We start from the raw sequence: 16,104 nt of genomic DNA on the forward strand, positions 1-16,104 counted from the left end.
TCTATTTATCAAGTTACGTTCGACAAAGCTCGGCTAACAGTGACTTCACATCAGCGGTCCCGTTAAGCATGCCGACAGATTGCCCGGCCCACAGAGACATGTACCCGGAATCTTTTTCTCTGGCTGCTTGTTTTCTCATCGGCTTTGTTAACGTGTTTTGCAATGGATAAGGAAGCGCGTTTGCCTCCTCAGCTTGCTGCTCTTTCATCCATTGATTGACTATACCCCTTGCAGGCTTACCTGAAAACAATGAGGTCAAGCGCGTGTCTGTTCCCCGCGCTCTTTTTAACTCGCCTTTGTACGTTTCTGATGCTTCGCATTGCTCACACATGAGAAATGGCGTCCCAACCTGTACGCCTTGGGCTCCGAGACAATGAGCGGCTTGAACGCCGCGCCGGTCGGCAATTCCGCCTGCCGCGATAACCGGAACGGAAACGGCATCTGCCGCCTGGGGAATCAGCGACATGAGGCCTAGTGCGGCTTCCCCGCTGACCGGCAGAAAGGAACCGCGATGGCCGCCCGCTTCGCTTCCTTGCAGTACGATGATGTCCATTCCGCGTTCTTCAAGCATGATGGCTTCCTGCGGGACAGTAGCCGTACCAATGAGACAGCAGCCATTTTTCTTTAACGCTTGAATGGTTTCATCCGGCGGAATGCCGAACGTAAATGAACAGGCTCTTACATTGTGTTTGAGAATGATGCTTATTTTTTTATGGAAATCCTCCCATTCTTCTTCCTCTGAAGAAAATGGAGGGGCCTGTTCGGCAAACGGGATTCTGTTTTTCCAAGTTTGAATATTGCCCTCATCCGGTTCTTTTCTGCTTTCCGGAACAAACACATTCACCTGAAATGCTCCGTCAGTCAGCTGCTGCATGTCAACGATTTGCTTTTCGAGCATGTCGGAACTGAGATATCCGGACGCCAAGCTGCCAAGCGCACCTTCATTTGACACAGCAGCTGCCAGGACAGGCGTGACAAGCCCGCCTGCCATCGGCGCCTGAATTACAGGTTTTGTCAGCGATAATAATTTCATCCATTCGGTCATGAAAACCCTCCTGTTACCCCATGATTTTGATATAGCATGTTCGATGGCGAGGGCCGTCGAATTCGCAGAAATAGATGCCCTGCCACGTTCCAAGAATCAGCCGGCCGTTTTCAATAATGACATGCTGTGAGGCTCCGACCGTACTCGATTTCATGTGCGCAGCTGTATTGCCCTCCATATGGCGGTCCAGCTCGTGCTCCCACGGATACACCTCATCAAACCTTCTGAGCATATCTTTTTTGACGTCTGGATCGGCATTTTCATTAATTGTAATGCCCGCTGTCGTATGCGGACAATAAATCAGCGCCGCGCCGCTCGTCACCCCTGTTTCTTGAAGAAATGCTTCCGCCTCGCGTGTGATCTCAATCATTTCATCTCGTTTGGTCGTTTTGATTTGCAATGTTTTCAGCATTTGTTTCTCCTTTCATTTATCCGCTCTATTTGCTAATTCGTTCTGTGTTCTTTTTTTCCTGTTAAGCCGCTCACATAAACGTGATAAAAACAAAAAACTCCAGTCTCTCGCTGGAGTTAGCGCCATACATATATCCTTGCTTCATATGGCTTTAACAGTACTGAAGTCATGTGCTGATGCGGCTCTGTTTCAACATTTGACAATACAAGTGCGTCTGATGACAACGGCAGCCCGGCGTGCTTGAAAAAGGCCGGCGTTCCTGTCAGGTTGGCCGTAATCAGGGCAGTATCGCTCTCGTTTTTTCGCAGATACGCAAAGATTTGCTGATCTTCCGGTAAAATGAGCTCGTATATTCCGTTGATAAAAACATCGTATGTTTGGCGCAGCTTGACCAAGCTTTTGTAAAAGTGGTATACGGATGTTGGGTCGTTTTTTTGCGCCTCGGCATTCAGCCATTTGTAATTTTCATTGATTCCGATCCACGGTTTGGCATCAGAGAATCCGGCGTATGGATCAGCATTCCATTGCATCGGCGTTCGTGAATTGTCCCGTCCCTTTTTCCAGACCATCTTCATCACGTCCTCGTGTGAAGCGCCTTTCGCCCTTTCTATTTCATACAGGCGCTTCATTGCGACATCATCATAGTCAGCAATAGACGGAAACGCCACGTTCGTCATGCCGAGTTCCTGTCCCTGATAAATAAACGGTGTGCCCTTCATGAGAAAATAAACAGCAGCAAGCGCTTTTGCACTTTCTTTCAGATACACGCCGTCGTCTCCCCACACAGAAACTGAACGGGGCTGATCGTGATTCTCCATAAACAAAGCATTCCAGCCGATCCCTTCAAGACTGTCCTGCCAGTCTGTTAAAATTCGTTTGAAGGAAACGATATCAATGCTCTCATTGACCTCTACATCCCACAGCCCGAGATGCTCAAATTGAAAAATCATGCTGAAGATGCCGTTTTTTTCTCCAGCCCAATCATCCGCTTCCTTTGCAGAGACACCATTTGCCTCACCGACTGTCATAATCGGATAGCGGGAAAATGTGTTTTCTTTCAGCTCTGTTAACAAATCCATTATGCCGTCAACATTCATGTGATAGGGGAAAGAGGGAACGACATCCAATCCTTTTGGATTCGGCATATCGGGAAGCCCTTCTTTTTTCTTAATATGAGTAATGGCATCGACCCGAAATCCATCAATACCTTTGTCAAGCCACCAATTCACCATGTCATAAACGGCATTTCTCACCTTTTCATTCTCCCAGTTCAAATCAGGCTGTTTTTGATCAAAAAGATGAAGATAATACTGGCTTGTCTTTTGATCATACTCCCAAGCCGGCCCACCGAAAATACTTTCCCAATTATTTGGCGCTTTTCCGCTTTTGCCGTCCTTCCAAATATACCAGTCGCGTTTTTCCGAGTGTATGGATGAACGGGATTCAATGAACCACGGGTGTTCGTCACTTGTATGGTTCACGACAAGATCCATTATCATCTTCATGCCCAGCTTATGAATGTCATGGAGCAGCTCGTCGAAATCAGCCATGGTGCCGAAATCGCTTAATATGTTTTTATAATCCCTGATATCATAGCCGTTATCCGCATTGGGCGAATCATACAAAGGGCAAATCCAGATGACATCGGCGCCCAGCTCTTTTATGTAGGAAAGCTTTGATCTGATACCTTGAATATCCCCGATTCCGTCGCCATTTGAATCTTTAAAACTGCGGGGATAAATTTGGTACACAACCGCTTCCTTCCACCAAGCCTTTTTCATACAGCCACTCCCTTCCTCAGTGTCCCGGTCTATATATCTTATGTAGACAAAAGGTTTTACAGCATTGCTTTTTCAGAAAAAAAACAGCCGTTCAATCTTCGGCTGCTTTTTATAAAAAGTCAGTTTTTTTAATTTCTACAAAACGGATGTGATGATCTTCTGCATCGCGAATTTTAAATTCGCAGCCCTCCGCGTGTATCACATCCCCTGCTTTCAGCTCCATTTTTTGCGTCAGAAGCCAGCCTGCGATCGTATCAATTTCTTCATTTTCAATGGCAATGTCGAGCAGATCGTTCACTTCGTCTATTAGCGCTTTTCCATCCATCACATAATGGTGCTCGCCTTTTTTCAAAATGTGCGGCGTTTCATCCTGATCATATTCATCGCGGATGTCCCCGACGATTTCCTCGATAATATCCTCGACAGTGACAAGCCCCGCCGTTCCTCCGTATTCGTCTACGAGAATCGCCATGTGAATCCGCTCCTTCTGCATGCGGATCAAAAGCTGCTGAACAGGGATGCTTTCGATAACCCTGATGACGGGCCTCATGATCTGCTTTAACTTTATCGGCTTGCCGAGAAAATAGGCTTTAAACATATCTTTGCTGTTGATGATTCCTAAAATATGATCCTTGTCTTCTTTGATGACAGGGTAGCGTGTATACCGTTCATTAATAATGTGATGAATCGCTTCTTCAAGCGACTGCTCCAGCGAGATAACCGCAATTTCCGTCCGCGGGATCATGATCTCTCTCGCTACCCGGTTGTCAAATTCAAAAATCTTATTCACATAGCGGAATTCAGACTGATTGATTTCTCCTTTTTCATAGCTTTCTGAAAGGATCAGCCGCAGTTCCTCCTCGCTGATGACAACCTCATGCTCCTTCACAGAATGAAAGCCAAATAATTTCACAAAAAAACTTGCGGAGCCGTTCAATGCTTTAATAAATGGAAACATGATTTTATAAAACCAAATCAAGGGCTTTGCAACCCATAAGCTGACAGCTTCAGCCTTTTGAATGGAAACCGTTTTCGGGGCAAGCTCCCCCAGCACCACATGCAAAAAAGTGACGATGATAAATGCAATGATAAATGTGACAATGTGGTTCATCGGTTCCGGGATGCCTGTCATCTCAAATAAAGGATGAAGAATGCGTTCAAATGTCGGTTCACCTAACCATCCAAGGCCGAGAGCTGTAATGGTAATCCCGAGCTGGCAGGCTGATAAATACTCGTCCAGATTGGAGATGATTTTGTGTGCGGCAAGCGCCCGGCTATCGCCACTGTCAATAAGCTGATTGATTTTTGACCCTCTGATTTTGACGATTGCAAATTCTGCTGCGACGAAAAAAGCCGTAATGCCAACCAATACAAAAATAGCGACCAATTGTAAAATAAGCAAAAAAAGCCCTTACCATAAATGGTAAGGGGCCACCTCCTTAACGTTAATTCTCATTACGACCGTTTAAGAAAATCATCACAAAGCGAAGAAGCTCAAACAGGGAAACCAGGGCGGCGGCCACATATGTTAAGGCAGCAGCGCTCAGCACTTTATTAACCCCATTCTCTTCAGTGTTTCGGATGAATCCTTCTGACACAATAATTTGCTTCGCGCGTGAACTTGCATTAAATTCGACAGGCAGTGTAACCAGCTGGAAAAAGACAGCGGCTGAAAACAGAATGATGCCAAGCCCGATCAAATTAAGGCTGCCGAGAAGCATGCCTCCTAAGAAAAGAAAAGGAGCTACACCGGATGCAAAATTCACGACTGGGAAGATTTTATGTCTCAGCACAAGCGCACCATATGCTTCCTGATGCTGCAAGGCGTGTCCGACTTCATGGGAAGCTACGGAGATGGCGGAAATTGAGCGGCCGTAATAGACCGGCTCAGATAAACGCACCACCCGTCTTGTCGGGTCGTAATGGTCTGTTAAAGTGCCTCTTACCGGTTCGACCGGCACGTCGTAAAGACCGTTTATATCTAAAATCCGTCTTGCCGTTTCTGCCCCTGTACGTCCGCTTGAGGCTTCCACTTTTGAATATTTTTGAAAGTTGCTCTTCACTTTAAATTGTGCCCAAAACGACAATCCCAATGCGGCTATTGTTAAAAATATAAACAGCATTTTTCATCATCCTTTTTCTATGATCAAATCTTTCTTTGTTACGATTATTTTAATGAGTTTTCTTTCTCGTGTACAGAAATGCGCTTCTTCTTCCGGCTCGGGACACACATTCCGATCAGCAGAAAGAACAGTCCTGCTGAAAACAAATAAAAGGCAAAGCCGCCGACATTCTTCTTCAAAAAATGAAGCCAGGAGAAGCCGCCGGAAAAGTGATTATATGAATTCAAATCAAAAATAAACAAAATCACCGCGGATGCCGCAAGCTGGGTTCCGATCAAAACCACGATCGTTCTTTGAATGATCGTCATCTTTTTCATCCTTTTTGCTTTAGTTTATGGAGAAACCCGTTTTTATATGTTTTGTTCATTTTTTGAAAAACATCACCTGAAGTGGGACATACTGTTAGAAAAAAGCACGGGTGTGATGGAAGCCATGAAAGTGACGAGTGAGGAAAAGGAACAGCTGAGCACAGCAATCGACCGAATGAATGAAGGGCTGGATGCATTTATCCAGCTTTATAATGACTCGGAAATCGATGAGCCGCTTATTCAGCTTGAAGATGATACAGCCGATTTGATGAAACAGGCCCGGGATATGTACGGCCAGGAAAAACTAAATGAGAAATTAAACACGATTATTAAACAGATTTTATCCATCTCATTATCTGAAGAAGGAGAAATAGAATGAAATCAAATCGGATATTTATTTCGTGGCTCAGGTGGCCGTTATTTATCCGAATCGGGGTTATTATTTTATTTCTGATTCTTTTGTTCGGCCAAATCATTTATATACTTGAGCCGAAACAGTTCACTTCGGTATTTGAAGGTATTTGGTGGGCTGTTGTTACCGTTTCGACAGTCGGCTATGGAGACTATGTGCCGCACACGCCGCTGGGACAGGCAGCCGGAATACTGCTGATTTTGACTGGAGCAAGCTTTGTCACCGCCTATTTCGCCACGTTATCAGCGGCCGCATTCAGCAGACAGCACCGCTACATTGAAGGAAAAGTTGCTTACAAAGGGCGGGGCCACATTATTCTGATTGGATGGAACGAAAAAACTAACCGGCTGCTGAAGGCGCTGCAGCTTGCGAATCCTTCCAAGACGGTAGTGCTGATTGATGAATCTTTGAAAGAAGGCCCGCTTATCGAAAACCTTCATTTCATACGGGGCCATGCTGCAGATGATGAGACACTGAAACGGGCCAATATTACTGAAGCTGAATCCGTCATGATTACAGCCGATCAGTATAAAAGTGAAACTGAAGCAGATATGCTGTCAGTGTTGATTCTTTTATCTGTTAAAGGGCTTAACCCCCTTGCTTACTGCATCGTCGAGATTTTGACTGACCGTTTTGTCACCAATGCGGAGCGGGCAGGCGCTAATCAAATCATCGGAACTTCAGAATTTATCAGCCGAGCGATACTGCAGCATTACCAAGTCAAATTACAGCCGTCTAAGCAGAATGGAATCAATCTGACACTAGATCAACATGTAAAGCTCCTTTCTGTTCCTGATCATCTAAAGGGAGCCGCTTACAAAACGTGTGTCCTCTATTTCCTTGATCACAACACTACAATTATCGGCGTACAAAAAGAGGAAGGGCTGGAGATTTCCCCTCCTCTTACATATAAAGTACTCGAAACAGACCAATTTCTTGCGATCTAATGCAGCAGAACATCCTCCAATTCTTTTACAAGAGAGGCGCCGATATCTAAATACGCAGGGTCAATTTCCGCGTCGCGCCTTTCCGGCTCGGAAAATTGATTAAACAGTGATTGAAACGGACCTCCCTCGGCATTGTCGTCAAGCCCCGAATGAAACACCTGCCTCAGCAAAAATGGCGTGCCGATCCGAACGGCCGCCCCTCGTTCATCGAGACTGCCCTGTACCGCATTGACGGGTATCCTTAAAAACAAATAGCCGTCTTGATCATCAATTTTATAATCAAAGTAGCCGTGATCGTATTCCCAGCCGCCGTTTATTCCATAACCGAGCGGCTTCATGACTTGTTCCAGTTCTTGAAGCAGAAAAGACTGCCCATCTATCGCGGAAGGTATTGTAATCATCAAAATGCCCCTTTTTTCACTTATCCTGTCCTGCCGAACAAGACTTCATTCAAAGGCGAACTACATGGAAATCGTTGTTGTTTCTTTCTTACGGCCAACAGAAAAGAAAGCGCATTCAATTAAAAAGTAAACAGCCATTGCCGCTGCAAGTCCTGCAGCCGATTCCCATGAAAGATAAACAACTGCGGCATAGAGTCCTAATTTAGTGAACAGGGTATGAGATCGTTTTAATTGCATCATCCGGTGTACCGCATCGGTAAAAAGGGCAAGCGGCAAACCAATAAGAAGAAAGGCGTGGATGAAAAAGTGTAATAGCGTACCGCCATAGCTTGAAGAAAACGCTGTGTACACGGAATCGAAGGAGATAAGGAGACATAGAACAGTTGCAGAAAAACCGGCAATGATGAGATGTTTAACCATTTGTTTCATGAACATCAGCACCTTTCTGATTTTATAAAAAGCCGACCGGCACATGCCAGTCAGCTTTCTCACATTACTCTTCCAGACGTTTTTCAAGCTCTGCTTTTTTCTCTTCAAAGCCAGGTTTGCCAAGCAACGCAAACATATTGACTTTATACGCTTCTACTCCAGGCTGGTCAAATGGATTGACGCCAAGGAGATAACCGCTCATCGCGCAGGCTTTTTCGAAGAAATATACAAGGTATCCAAAAGTATATGCGTTCAGCTCAGGAATGTTAACGATTAAGTTCGGAACATTTCCGTCTGTATGGGCAAGCATTGTGCCCTGGAACGCTTTCTTGTTAACGAAATCGACCGTTTTTCCGGCTAAATAGTTTAAGCCGTCAAGATCGTTATCGGCTTCTTCAATTGTCAGCTCATGTTTAGGTTTCTCTACATTCAGCACCGTTTCAAATAAATCTCTGCGGCCTTCTTGTACATACTGGCCTAATGAATGAAGGTCTGTTGAATAGTTAGCTGAAGAAGGATAAATGCCCTTCTCATCTTTCCCTTCACTTTCTCCGAACAGCTGCTTCCACCATTCCGCAAAGTATTGAAGCGCCGGCTCGTAGTTGATGAGCATTTCGATTGTTTTGCCCTTATTATAAAGTACATTGCGAACAACCGCATATTGGTACGCAGGGTTTTCTTCCAATTCAGATGCTGCAAAATCTTTGCTCGCATCCAGTGCGCCTTTCATCATGTCGTCAATGTTGACGCCGCTGACAGCAATCGGCAAGAGGCCAACAGCTGTTAATACAGAATAACGGCCGCCGACATCATCAGGAATGACAAATGTTTCAAAGCCTTCTTCATCAGAAAGCGTTTTTAATGCGCCGCGCTCTTTATCAGTTGTCGCGTAAATCCGCGCTTTCGCTTCTTCTTTGCCGTATTTCTCTTCAAGAAGCTTGCGGAAAATACGGAAAGCGATTGCAGGTTCAGTTGTCGTACCTGATTTAGAAATCACATTTATAGAGAAGTCCACATCTTTAAGAAGATCCATGACATCTCTCATATAAGATGAACTGATGTTGTTTCCGATGAAAATAACTTGCGGATTGCCGCGTTTTGCTTTTGGCAAAGTGTTATAAAACGCGTGATTAAGCGCTTCAATCGCAGCCCGCGCCCCAAGGTAAGAACCGCCGATTCCGACAACAAGCAATACATCAGAGTCAGATTTGATTTTTTCCGCGCTTTTTTTGATGCGCGCGAATTCTTCTTTATCATAATGTTCAGGGAGGTCCACCCAGCCTAGAAAATCACTGCCAGCGCCTGTTTTTTCATGAATATTATGGTGTGCTGTTTTTACAAAGTCCCGCAGGTATGTAAGTTCATGTTCGTTGAAGAAAGTCAACGCTTTTGAGTAGTCAAAGCGTACATGCGTCATTGCTTGTCCCTCCATAACGGTATAATGTTTTCATCTTTCACTTTATATGAACTTATCTGTGAAATCAAGTGAAGAAGAAAGGGCGGAATGATTGGATTCCGCCCTCTAGGTTTATAGTGACGCGCGCAGGATGGCGAGCACGTCATCTTTGTTCAGCTTTTGGAAGTTGCCGAAGCCGCCGTGTTCCATTTCTTTGGCTGCGATATCAGCAATCAGCTCAAGCTTATCTTCTCCGATATCGTAATCGGCAAGGCGGGAAGGCGCGCCGAGGCTTGTCCAGAATGCAGACAGCTTGTCGATGCCTTCAAGCGCGATTTCTTTATCTGTTTTGCCTTCAGTATCAATGGCAAACATGTTGAGCATGAGGTTTTTAAAGCGGCCGACATTTGTATCAAGCGTGTATCTCATCCAGTTCGGGAACAGAATCGCCAGTCCGCCCGCATGCGGAATATCATACACAGCTGAAACGGCGTGCTCCATTGTATGAGAAGCCCAGTCGCCGAAGTAGCCCATCTGGAGCGTGCCGTTTAAAGCGATTGTCCCTGCATACAAAATCGTTTCACGATGTTCGTAGTTCTCCAGATCTTCAAGAAGCTTAGGCGCTGTTTCGATAACCGTCTGCAGAACCGCAAAGCACATTCTGTCTTGAAGTGGTGTATTTTCAACATTATGGAAGTATTGTTCAAATACGTGGCTCATCATGTCAACCATGCCGTATACGGTTTGATTTTCTGGGACAGTGAACGTATTTTTAGGATCTAATATAGAGAAACGCGGATGAGTCACATTGCTGCCCCATACATATTTCTCGTTTGTTTCCCAGTTTGTAATGACGGAATCAGGGTTCATTTCAGAGCCTGTCGCAGCAAGAGTTAAAACAGTGCCGAATGGCAGCGCATCCTCTGCTGTTGCTTTTTTGCTGAAAATATCCCAAGCGTCACCGTCATATTTGACACCGGCAGCAATTGCTTTTGTGCAGTCAATAACGCTTCCACCGCCGACAGCGAGCAGAAAATCAATGTCATGCTCTCTGCATAGGTCTATGCCTTTTTCCACTGTCGCAAGACGCGGATTCGGCTCTACACCTGACAGCTCATGAAAAACTGCGCCTTCTTCTGTTAAAATGCCTGTGACTTGATCATACAGGCCGTTGCGTTTAATGCTGCCCCCGCCGTAGACAAGCAGTACATTCTTTCCATATTGTTTTAATTCTTTTCTTAATTGTTCAATCTGACCTTTTCCGAAGATCAGCTTCGTCGGATTATAATAAGTGAAATTTTCCATTGTGAAACCTCCAAATGACGCTGATTAAAAAACAGATTTTCTATTGTAGCATAAATTTACAAAAAGAAAAGAGAAGCAGACAAACAGCTGCTTCCCCCTTGTTTTATAGAGATGCTTTTAAAATTTCCAGCACATCTTCTTTGTTGAGTGATTTAAACTGGCCGAATGTCCCATTAGCCATAGCCTTGTCAGCAATTGTCTCAAGCTGCTCATCATTAATATCGTAATCAGCAAGACGGTTCGGAGCGCCAAGGCTTGTCCAGAACGCAGACAGCTTATCGATACCTTCACGTGCGATTTCTTCATCTGTTTTACCAGCTTCTTCAACATCAAACACACGAACTGCAAGCTGTTTCATGCGGGCAGGGTTCTCAGACAATGTGTGTCTCATCCAGTTCGGGAACAGAATCGCCAGTCCGCCGGCATGCGGAATATCATAAACGGCTGATACCGCATGTTCAATATTATGAGTTGCCCAATCCCCTCTTGCACCCATAGAAAGCATGCCGTTTAACGCAATTGTTCCTGTGTACAGGATTGTCTCACGCAATTCGTAATTTTCCAGATCATTGATCAGTTTAGGCGCAGTTTCAATGACTGTGCGCAGAAGTGATTCACACATACGGTCCTGATATGGCGTGTTTGATGCATGATGGAAGTATTGTTCGAAAACGTGGCTCATCATGTCAACCATACCGTAGATCGTGTGATTTTTAGGGACTGTAAATGTATTCACCGGATCGAGAATCGAGAATTTAGGGAATACAAGCGGGCTGCCCCAGCCGTATTTTTCTTTTGTTTCCCAGTTTGTAATAACCGAGCCTGAGTTCATTTCAGAACCAGTCGCAGCGAGAGTCAATACGGTTCCGAATGGCAAAGCGTCCTTCGGCTGGTATTTTTTCGTGACGATATCCCACGCATCACCATCATACTTCGCTCCTGCAGCAATCGCCTTTGTACAGTCGATGACACTTCCGCCGCCGACAGCCAGCAAGAAATCTATGTTGTGTTGTTTACAAAGGGCGACACCCTTATTAACAGTCGACACACGCGGATTCGGTTCTACGCCCGCTAATTCATGCACGGTCACTCCGGCTTTTTTCAGCTGTTCAATCACTTGATCATACAGGCCGCTGCGTTTAATGCTTCCGCCTCCATAGACAAGCAATACGTTTTTCCCGTAAGGTTTGAGTTCCTCCGGCAGTCTTTCCACTTCCCCGCGCCCGAAAATTAATTTGGTCGGATTCCAGTATGTAAAGTTTTGCATGACATCTCCTCCTTAGATTATTTATTATGCAGAATGTCCTTACTGTATGTAAAGCAATCAGCTCTCACTGGGCGGCATATCGTATGGTTTGATATTGCAACATGCTGGGAAAGAACTCATATAGGCGAGGGCAGAACAGTTTCCCTCAATATGGAGAATGCATGTATAGATTCTCCAATATGTCACAATCTATAACTGTTTTAATAATTCATGGAGGAGGTTGCAAAACATGAGTACGATCCAGAGAATTTGTCTTGTTTTAACCATCATTGGCGCCATTAACTGGGGACTGATCGGATTTTTCCAATTTGACTTAGTAGCGGCCATCTTCGGCGGCCAAGGGTCAGCCCTTTCCCGTATCATTTACGGACTTGTCGGAATCGCCGGATTAATCAACCTCGGCCTGCTGTTTAAGCCAAACGAGCAAACATCTCGTGAAGAGGCAGCAAATCCTGAGATGCGATAGGATAAAAAATCACCGGACATTTCGGTGCTTCAGCGAGTTGACAAACCTTCGCATTCGTTGTCAGGTCTGCGCGTTGGTGCTCACGGGATTGTACATTCGCTGTGCTCCAATGCTCGCCCTTCCTAGACTTCAAAGGTTTTCAATCACGCTGAAAAAGGAGAAAAAGTCCCAAAACATAGTGTTTTGGGACTTTGCATTAAATCAAAAGCACCGAACATTCCTGTCCGGTGCTTTTTTGATGCTTATTTTTTGATAAGGTCTTTGCGGTTGGACATTTCGATCCACTCTTCAAGCTTATCTTTTAATGTGTTGAAACCTTGTGGTGCAGAAGCTTCTTCGCTTACGTGCGCAGCTTTAGGTTTTCTTGGTTTGCTTTCTTTTTTCTCAGGCGCAGATTGTGTCGCACGAATTGAAAGGCTGATTTTTCCTTTTTCTTCGTCAACAGCAAGTACTTTTACTTGTACTTCGTCGCCAATTGAAAGGTGCTCATTGATATCTTTTACGAAACCATGAGTGACTTCAGAAATGTGTACTAAACCTTGAGTTTCTTCATCTAATGCAACAAACGCACCATACGCTTGTAATCCTGTAACTTTACCAGTGTAAACACTGCCCACTTCAAATTTTGCTGCCATTCATAACAACTCCTAAGTTAAATTAAATATCTGTTTATACGCAATTTAAAATTATATCACAGATGTTTTATTTCCGCAAAGAAAACTTTTATAAAAAATAAGGTTTAAGCATAGCGAAAAGGGGGTAAACTGCAAATACCAAAGGCTTTCTAGTATTCCCCCCTTTTATTGGATGCGAACAAAAGGTTCGTATCTTTTTTTATGTCGTTTTGTTCAGGAAGCGCTTCATTCTGACTAACGCTTCTTGAAGCTGCTCGATCGAGGTTGCGTATGAACAGCGAATATAGCCTTCACCGCTCGGACCAAACACACTTCCCGGAACAACAGCCACTTTTTCCTGTGTCAGAAGCTCTTCGGCAAACTGCTCCGAGCTCATCCCCGTGCTTTTGATGGATGGAAAAGCATAGAAAGCGCCGCCTGGATGATGACAGCTGAGGCCGATTTCATTGAGCGTTTCCACAAACAAATTCCGTCTTCTTCGATAACTTTTTTTCATTTTTTCTACATCTTCCATGCCGTTCTTCAGGCCTTCCAAGGCGGCAAACTGCGCCATTGCCGGCGCGCACATCATGGCATACTGGTGAATTTTAAGCATTGCATCCCGAAGCACAGGTGGCGCTGCTGCAAAACCGAGCCTCCAGCCCGTCATCGCAAACGCTTTTGAAAAGCCCGAGATGACAACCGTCCGTTCCTTCATTTCCGGTAATGCCGCTATGCTTGTGAACTCCTCATCATATGTCAGCTCCGCGTAGATCTCATCGGCTAAGACGATTACGTCATGTTTTTTGGCAAACTCCGCAATTTCATTCAGCTCTTCCTTCGAATAAACCGAACCTGTCGGATTCGATGGCGAGCAGATGAGAATGGCTTTTGTTTTTCCGGTGACAGCCGCTTCAAAATCCGCCGCCGTCGCTTTAAATCCTTTGTCTGCCGTTGTATGGACATGAACCGGAATGCCGCCTGCCAAAGAAACGAGCGCATCGTACGCCACAAAACACGGCTCAGGAATGATGACTTCCTCACCTGGATTCACAATAGCGCGGATCGCAATATCCAAAGCCTGACTCGCCCCTACGGTCACAATGAGCTCATTGTCTGGCGAATAGCGAAGATCAAACCTGCTGCTCAAATAACGGCTGATTTCCTCACGCAATGAGTATAAACCGGCATTGGCTGTGTACGACGTATATCCTTGTTCAAGAGAAAGAATGCTTGCTTCGCGTACATTCCATGCAGTAACAAAATCAGGCTCGCCGACGCCTAAAGAAATCACGCCTTCCATCGTTGCCGCCAAATCAAAGAATTTGCGGATGCCGGACGGTTTTATTTGTTGTACATAGTCAGATAAATACGAAGTCATTTACGGTGACACCACGATTCTTTTGTCGTCGTCTCCTGTTTCAAACACTTTGCCGTCATGCTTGTATTTTTTCAGGATAAAATGGGTGGTTGTCGATACAACTGAATCAAGGGTTGACAGTTTATCTGAAACAAAACGCGCTACGTCAGACATCGAATGACCGCGAATCACGACAGATAAATCGTACACGCCTGACATCAGGTAAACTGATTCAACCTCTTGGAATCGGTAAATGCGTTCCGCCACTTCATCAAAACCGACTCCCCGCTTCGGCGTTACTTTGACGTCAATCATGGCTGTGACACCTTCATGTCCGTCGACTTTTCGCCAGTCAATCATAGCGGAATAATCGATGATAACCTTTTCTTTTTCCAGTTTGTCAATAATTGCTTTTACTTCATTGACAGGGATGCCCGCCATCTTTGCGATTGTTTCTAAATCGGCGCGGCTGTTTTCGTCTAAAATTTCTAATATTTCTGTTTCTTTTTCTGTCAATTTCATTCAATTCACACCTTTGCAATGTCAAGAAATCTTCATGACATTATATCACGTTTTTTGACGAATGCTAAGAAAAAAACAAGGAGAAACTTCCGCTAGAATTGACAATTTCAGGGCACAATACAGACATCACATGAAAGGGAGTGACACGGATGGAGGCGATTTCACCAATAAGGCGGCTTACAGTCGATGGGGTAAATGTATACTGCGAACATTATCAAAATCCGGGCAGGCAAACACTTGTCTGCGTACACGGTTTTTTATCGTCTGCCTTCAGCTTCAGAAAAGTAATCCCTCTGCTTCGGGACAAGTACGACATCATCGCACTTGATTTGCCTCCTTTCGGCCAATCTGAAAAATCAAGAACCTTTATCTATACGTATCAAAATCTCGCTAAGCTTGTCATTAGGATTTTGGAACACTTGCAAGTGAAACAGGCTGCGCTTGTCGGCCATTCTATGGGCGGGCAGATATCGCTGGCTGCTGCGCTGCAAAAGCCGGAGCTTTTTACAAAGGTTGTACTGCTCTGCAGTTCAGGGTATTTAAAACGTTCACACCCGACGATCATTTTCGGGACCCACCTCCCGTATTTTCATCTTTATATTAAGCGCTGGCTTTCGAAAGAAGGCGTGGTGAAAAATTTATTGAATGTTGTGCATGACAAATCGCTGATTGATGAGGAGATGATTGACGGCTATGGCAGGCCGTTTCAAGACGAGGAGATTTTCAGAGCCATGACAAAGTTTATCCGCCATAGAGAAGGAGACTTAGAATCCGAGCAATTAAAGAAAATGAACAAGCCTGCTCTATTGATTTGGGGCGAGGAGGACCGAATTGTCCCTGTGGAGATTGGTAAACGGCTGCACAGGGATTTGCCTGATTCCGTGCTGTACTCACTTGGCCAGACCGGACATCTGGTGCCTGAGGAACGGCCTGAATTCGTTTCAGAACACATTGCGGAGTTCATCAAATAACAAAAAAACCGGATTGATACCGGTTTTTTAAGGCGTGCAGGAGCTGCTGTTTTTAATGAATAAAAGCTGGCCAGCCACTTCCCGGCAGCTGCCGATCGGCAGCGTTTGTTCAAAAGAAGTTTCAAATATACCCTGAATGCTTTTCGCCAGCACGTTGGGATCGTCTTCATCATAGACCGCCTGTACGACATCAACAGCCTCGGTTTCGTAAAACTCTTCTCCATATTTAAACGGGTCCCACTTGGCAATGATCTTGATCATTTCCCTGACCGCTTGACTTTCTTCCATATTGATCACCGCTTATAATAAAATTTGGAGTTTTATTTTATCATAGTTACGCTAAGA

The 16,104-nt window shown here is 44.9% G+C and carries 19 protein-coding genes; 4 read left to right on the top strand and 15 right to left on the bottom strand.

Annotated elements, in window-relative coordinates; all coding sequences use genetic code 11:
* Positions 1 to 13 precede the first annotated feature (13 nt).
* The 6 genes from ABZM97_RS16180 to ABZM97_RS16205 form a co-directional block, all read right to left on the bottom strand.
* A complete protein-coding gene (locus ABZM97_RS16180; RefSeq protein ID WP_202328154.1) occupies positions 14 to 1,045 on the bottom strand; it encodes a nitronate monooxygenase in 1,032 nt (343 codons plus the stop codon).
* Between the two features lie 13 nt (positions 1,046 to 1,058).
* Positions 1,059 to 1,457: a secondary thiamine-phosphate synthase enzyme YjbQ gene (locus ABZM97_RS16185; RefSeq protein WP_087993372.1), complete on the bottom strand. Its 399-nt coding sequence runs from the start codon at positions 1,455 to 1,457 to the stop codon at positions 1,059 to 1,061.
* Positions 1,458 to 1,573: 116 nt separating this feature from the next.
* On the bottom strand, positions 1,574 to 3,238 hold the full coding sequence (locus ABZM97_RS16190) for an alpha-glucosidase (protein ID WP_253268519.1): 1,665 nt from the start codon (positions 3,236 to 3,238) through the stop codon (positions 1,574 to 1,576).
* Between the two features lie 109 nt (positions 3,239 to 3,347).
* Positions 3,348 to 4,640 (bottom strand): hemolysin family protein, encoded by a 1,293-nt coding sequence (locus ABZM97_RS16195; protein WP_253268520.1) that lies wholly within the window; start codon positions 4,638 to 4,640, stop codon positions 3,348 to 3,350.
* Between the two features lie 43 nt (positions 4,641 to 4,683).
* Positions 4,684 to 5,361: a zinc metallopeptidase gene (locus ABZM97_RS16200; protein WP_087993375.1), complete on the bottom strand. Its 678-nt coding sequence runs from the start codon at positions 5,359 to 5,361 to the stop codon at positions 4,684 to 4,686.
* 44 nt (positions 5,362 to 5,405) lie between these two features.
* Positions 5,406 to 5,669 (bottom strand): hypothetical protein, encoded by a 264-nt coding sequence (locus ABZM97_RS16205; protein ID WP_087993376.1) that lies wholly within the window; start codon positions 5,667 to 5,669, stop codon positions 5,406 to 5,408.
* A gap of 46 nt (positions 5,670 to 5,715) precedes the next feature.
* Here ABZM97_RS16205 and ABZM97_RS16210 point away from each other — a divergent pair, with 46 nt between their 5' ends.
* Entirely contained in the window at positions 5,716 to 6,048 is a 333-nt protein-coding gene (locus tag ABZM97_RS16210) for a protein mistic (RefSeq protein ID WP_253268521.1), read from the top strand.
* On the top strand, positions 6,045 to 7,028 hold the full coding sequence (locus ABZM97_RS16215; protein WP_087993378.1) for a TrkA family potassium uptake protein: 984 nt from the start codon (positions 6,045 to 6,047) through the stop codon (positions 7,026 to 7,028). The genes ABZM97_RS16210 and ABZM97_RS16215 overlap by 4 nt, the downstream gene beginning before the upstream one ends.
* Here ABZM97_RS16215 and ABZM97_RS16220 read toward each other — a convergent pair.
* The 5 genes from ABZM97_RS16220 to ABZM97_RS16240 all read right to left on the bottom strand — a co-directional run bounded on the left by ABZM97_RS16220 (position 7,025) and on the right by ABZM97_RS16240 (position 11,826).
* Positions 7,025 to 7,429: a YugN-like family protein gene (locus ABZM97_RS16220; protein ID WP_367386984.1), complete on the bottom strand. Its 405-nt coding sequence runs from the start codon at positions 7,427 to 7,429 to the stop codon at positions 7,025 to 7,027. The two genes, ABZM97_RS16215 and ABZM97_RS16220, sit on opposite strands and share 4 nt — an antisense overlap.
* 60 nt (positions 7,430 to 7,489) lie before the next feature.
* A complete protein-coding gene (locus ABZM97_RS16225; RefSeq protein ID WP_202328238.1) occupies positions 7,490 to 7,864 on the bottom strand; it encodes a hypothetical protein in 375 nt (124 codons plus the stop codon).
* Between the two features lie 58 nt (positions 7,865 to 7,922).
* The gene (locus tag ABZM97_RS16230; RefSeq protein ID WP_148963938.1) at positions 7,923 to 9,275 is read right to left on the bottom strand and encodes a glucose-6-phosphate isomerase; all 1,353 of its coding nucleotides are present in this window, start codon (positions 9,273 to 9,275) and stop codon (positions 7,923 to 7,925) included.
* A gap of 111 nt (positions 9,276 to 9,386) precedes the next feature.
* Positions 9,387 to 10,559, bottom strand: coding sequence for an iron-containing alcohol dehydrogenase (locus tag ABZM97_RS16235; protein ID WP_202328150.1), 1,173 nt, complete (start codon positions 10,557 to 10,559; stop codon positions 9,387 to 9,389).
* A 103-nt stretch (positions 10,560 to 10,662) separates the two neighbouring features.
* A complete protein-coding gene (locus ABZM97_RS16240; protein ID WP_202328149.1) occupies positions 10,663 to 11,826 on the bottom strand; it encodes an iron-containing alcohol dehydrogenase in 1,164 nt (387 codons plus the stop codon).
* A 229-nt stretch (positions 11,827 to 12,055) separates the two neighbouring features.
* Between ABZM97_RS16240 and ABZM97_RS16245 the strand changes: the two genes are divergently transcribed.
* Positions 12,056 to 12,292 carry a DUF378 domain-containing protein gene (locus ABZM97_RS16245; protein ID WP_010329881.1) on the top strand — a complete coding sequence of 79 codons (237 nt, stop codon included), beginning with the start codon at positions 12,056 to 12,058 and terminating at the stop codon, positions 12,290 to 12,292.
* 242 nt (positions 12,293 to 12,534) lie between these two features.
* Here ABZM97_RS16245 and yugI read toward each other — a convergent pair whose 3' ends face one another.
* From yugI to ABZM97_RS16260, 3 genes are all read right to left on the bottom strand, one after another.
* Entirely contained in the window at positions 12,535 to 12,927 is a 393-nt protein-coding gene (yugI, locus tag ABZM97_RS16250; protein WP_253268523.1) for a S1 domain-containing post-transcriptional regulator GSP13, read from the bottom strand.
* Positions 12,928 to 13,126: 199 nt separating this feature from the next.
* On the bottom strand, positions 13,127 to 14,287 hold the full coding sequence (locus tag ABZM97_RS16255; RefSeq protein ID WP_087993384.1) for an aminotransferase: 1,161 nt from the start codon (positions 14,285 to 14,287) through the stop codon (positions 13,127 to 13,129).
* Complete coding sequence (locus tag ABZM97_RS16260) at positions 14,288 to 14,788, bottom strand: Lrp/AsnC family transcriptional regulator (protein ID WP_087993385.1); 501 nt, start codon at positions 14,786 to 14,788, stop codon at positions 14,288 to 14,290.
* Between the two features lie 149 nt (positions 14,789 to 14,937).
* On the opposite strand from ABZM97_RS16260, the gene ABZM97_RS16265 reads away from it, so the two are divergent.
* Positions 14,938 to 15,759, top strand: a complete 822-nt coding sequence (locus ABZM97_RS16265; RefSeq protein WP_087993386.1) for an alpha/beta fold hydrolase — start codon at positions 14,938 to 14,940, stop codon at positions 15,757 to 15,759.
* A gap of 27 nt (positions 15,760 to 15,786) precedes the next feature.
* Here the strand turns inward: ABZM97_RS16265 and ABZM97_RS16270 are convergent, their stop codons facing one another.
* Positions 15,787 to 16,047 carry a YugE family protein gene (locus tag ABZM97_RS16270; protein ID WP_087993387.1) on the bottom strand — a complete coding sequence of 87 codons (261 nt, stop codon included), beginning with the start codon at positions 16,045 to 16,047 and terminating at the stop codon, positions 15,787 to 15,789.
* Positions 16,048 to 16,104: the final 57 nt, after the last annotated feature.

This window comes from Bacillus vallismortis, assembly GCF_040784915.1.
In the GTDB taxonomy this organism is placed as follows: domain Bacteria; phylum Bacillota; class Bacilli; order Bacillales; family Bacillaceae; genus Bacillus; species Bacillus subtilis_G.

Coding starts and splice junctions, on each gene's coding strand:
- ABZM97_RS16260 (WP_087993385.1), bottom strand. CDS start 14,788: ATGAAATTGACAGAAAAAGAAACAGAAATATTAGAAATTTTAGACGAA.
- ABZM97_RS16180 (WP_202328154.1), bottom strand. CDS start 1,045: ATGACCGAATGGATGAAATTATTATCGCTGACAAAACCTGTAATTCAG.
- ABZM97_RS16185 (WP_087993372.1), bottom strand. CDS start 1,457: ATGCTGAAAACATTGCAAATCAAAACGACCAAACGAGATGAAATGATT.
- ABZM97_RS16240 (WP_202328149.1), bottom strand. CDS start 11,826: ATGCAAAACTTTACATACTGGAATCCGACCAAATTAATTTTCGGGCGC.
- ABZM97_RS16190 (WP_253268519.1), bottom strand. CDS start 3,238: ATGAAAAAGGCTTGGTGGAAGGAAGCGGTTGTGTACCAAATTTATCCC.
- yugI (WP_253268523.1), bottom strand. CDS start 12,927: ATGGCAGCAAAATTTGAAGTGGGCAGTGTTTACACTGGTAAAGTTACA.
- ABZM97_RS16245 (WP_010329881.1), top strand. CDS start 12,056: ATGAGTACGATCCAGAGAATTTGTCTTGTTTTAACCATCATTGGCGCC.
- ABZM97_RS16210 (WP_253268521.1), top strand. CDS start 5,716: ATGTTTTGTTCATTTTTTGAAAAACATCACCTGAAGTGGGACATACTG.
- ABZM97_RS16215 (WP_087993378.1), top strand. CDS start 6,045: ATGAAATCAAATCGGATATTTATTTCGTGGCTCAGGTGGCCGTTATTT.
- ABZM97_RS16255 (WP_087993384.1), bottom strand. CDS start 14,287: ATGACTTCGTATTTATCTGACTATGTACAACAAATAAAACCGTCCGGC.
- ABZM97_RS16225 (WP_202328238.1), bottom strand. CDS start 7,864: ATGTTCATGAAACAAATGGTTAAACATCTCATCATTGCCGGTTTTTCT.
- ABZM97_RS16200 (WP_087993375.1), bottom strand. CDS start 5,361: ATGCTGTTTATATTTTTAACAATAGCCGCATTGGGATTGTCGTTTTGG.
- ABZM97_RS16205 (WP_087993376.1), bottom strand. CDS start 5,669: ATGACGATCATTCAAAGAACGATCGTGGTTTTGATCGGAACCCAGCTT.
- ABZM97_RS16230 (WP_148963938.1), bottom strand. CDS start 9,275: ATGACGCATGTACGCTTTGACTACTCAAAAGCGTTGACTTTCTTCAAC.
- ABZM97_RS16235 (WP_202328150.1), bottom strand. CDS start 10,559: ATGGAAAATTTCACTTATTATAATCCGACGAAGCTGATCTTCGGAAAA.
- ABZM97_RS16265 (WP_087993386.1), top strand. CDS start 14,938: ATGGAGGCGATTTCACCAATAAGGCGGCTTACAGTCGATGGGGTAAAT.
- ABZM97_RS16220 (WP_367386984.1), bottom strand. CDS start 7,429: ATGATTACAATACCTTCCGCGATAGATGGGCAGTCTTTTCTGCTTCAA.
- ABZM97_RS16270 (WP_087993387.1), bottom strand. CDS start 16,047: ATGGAAGAAAGTCAAGCGGTCAGGGAAATGATCAAGATCATTGCCAAG.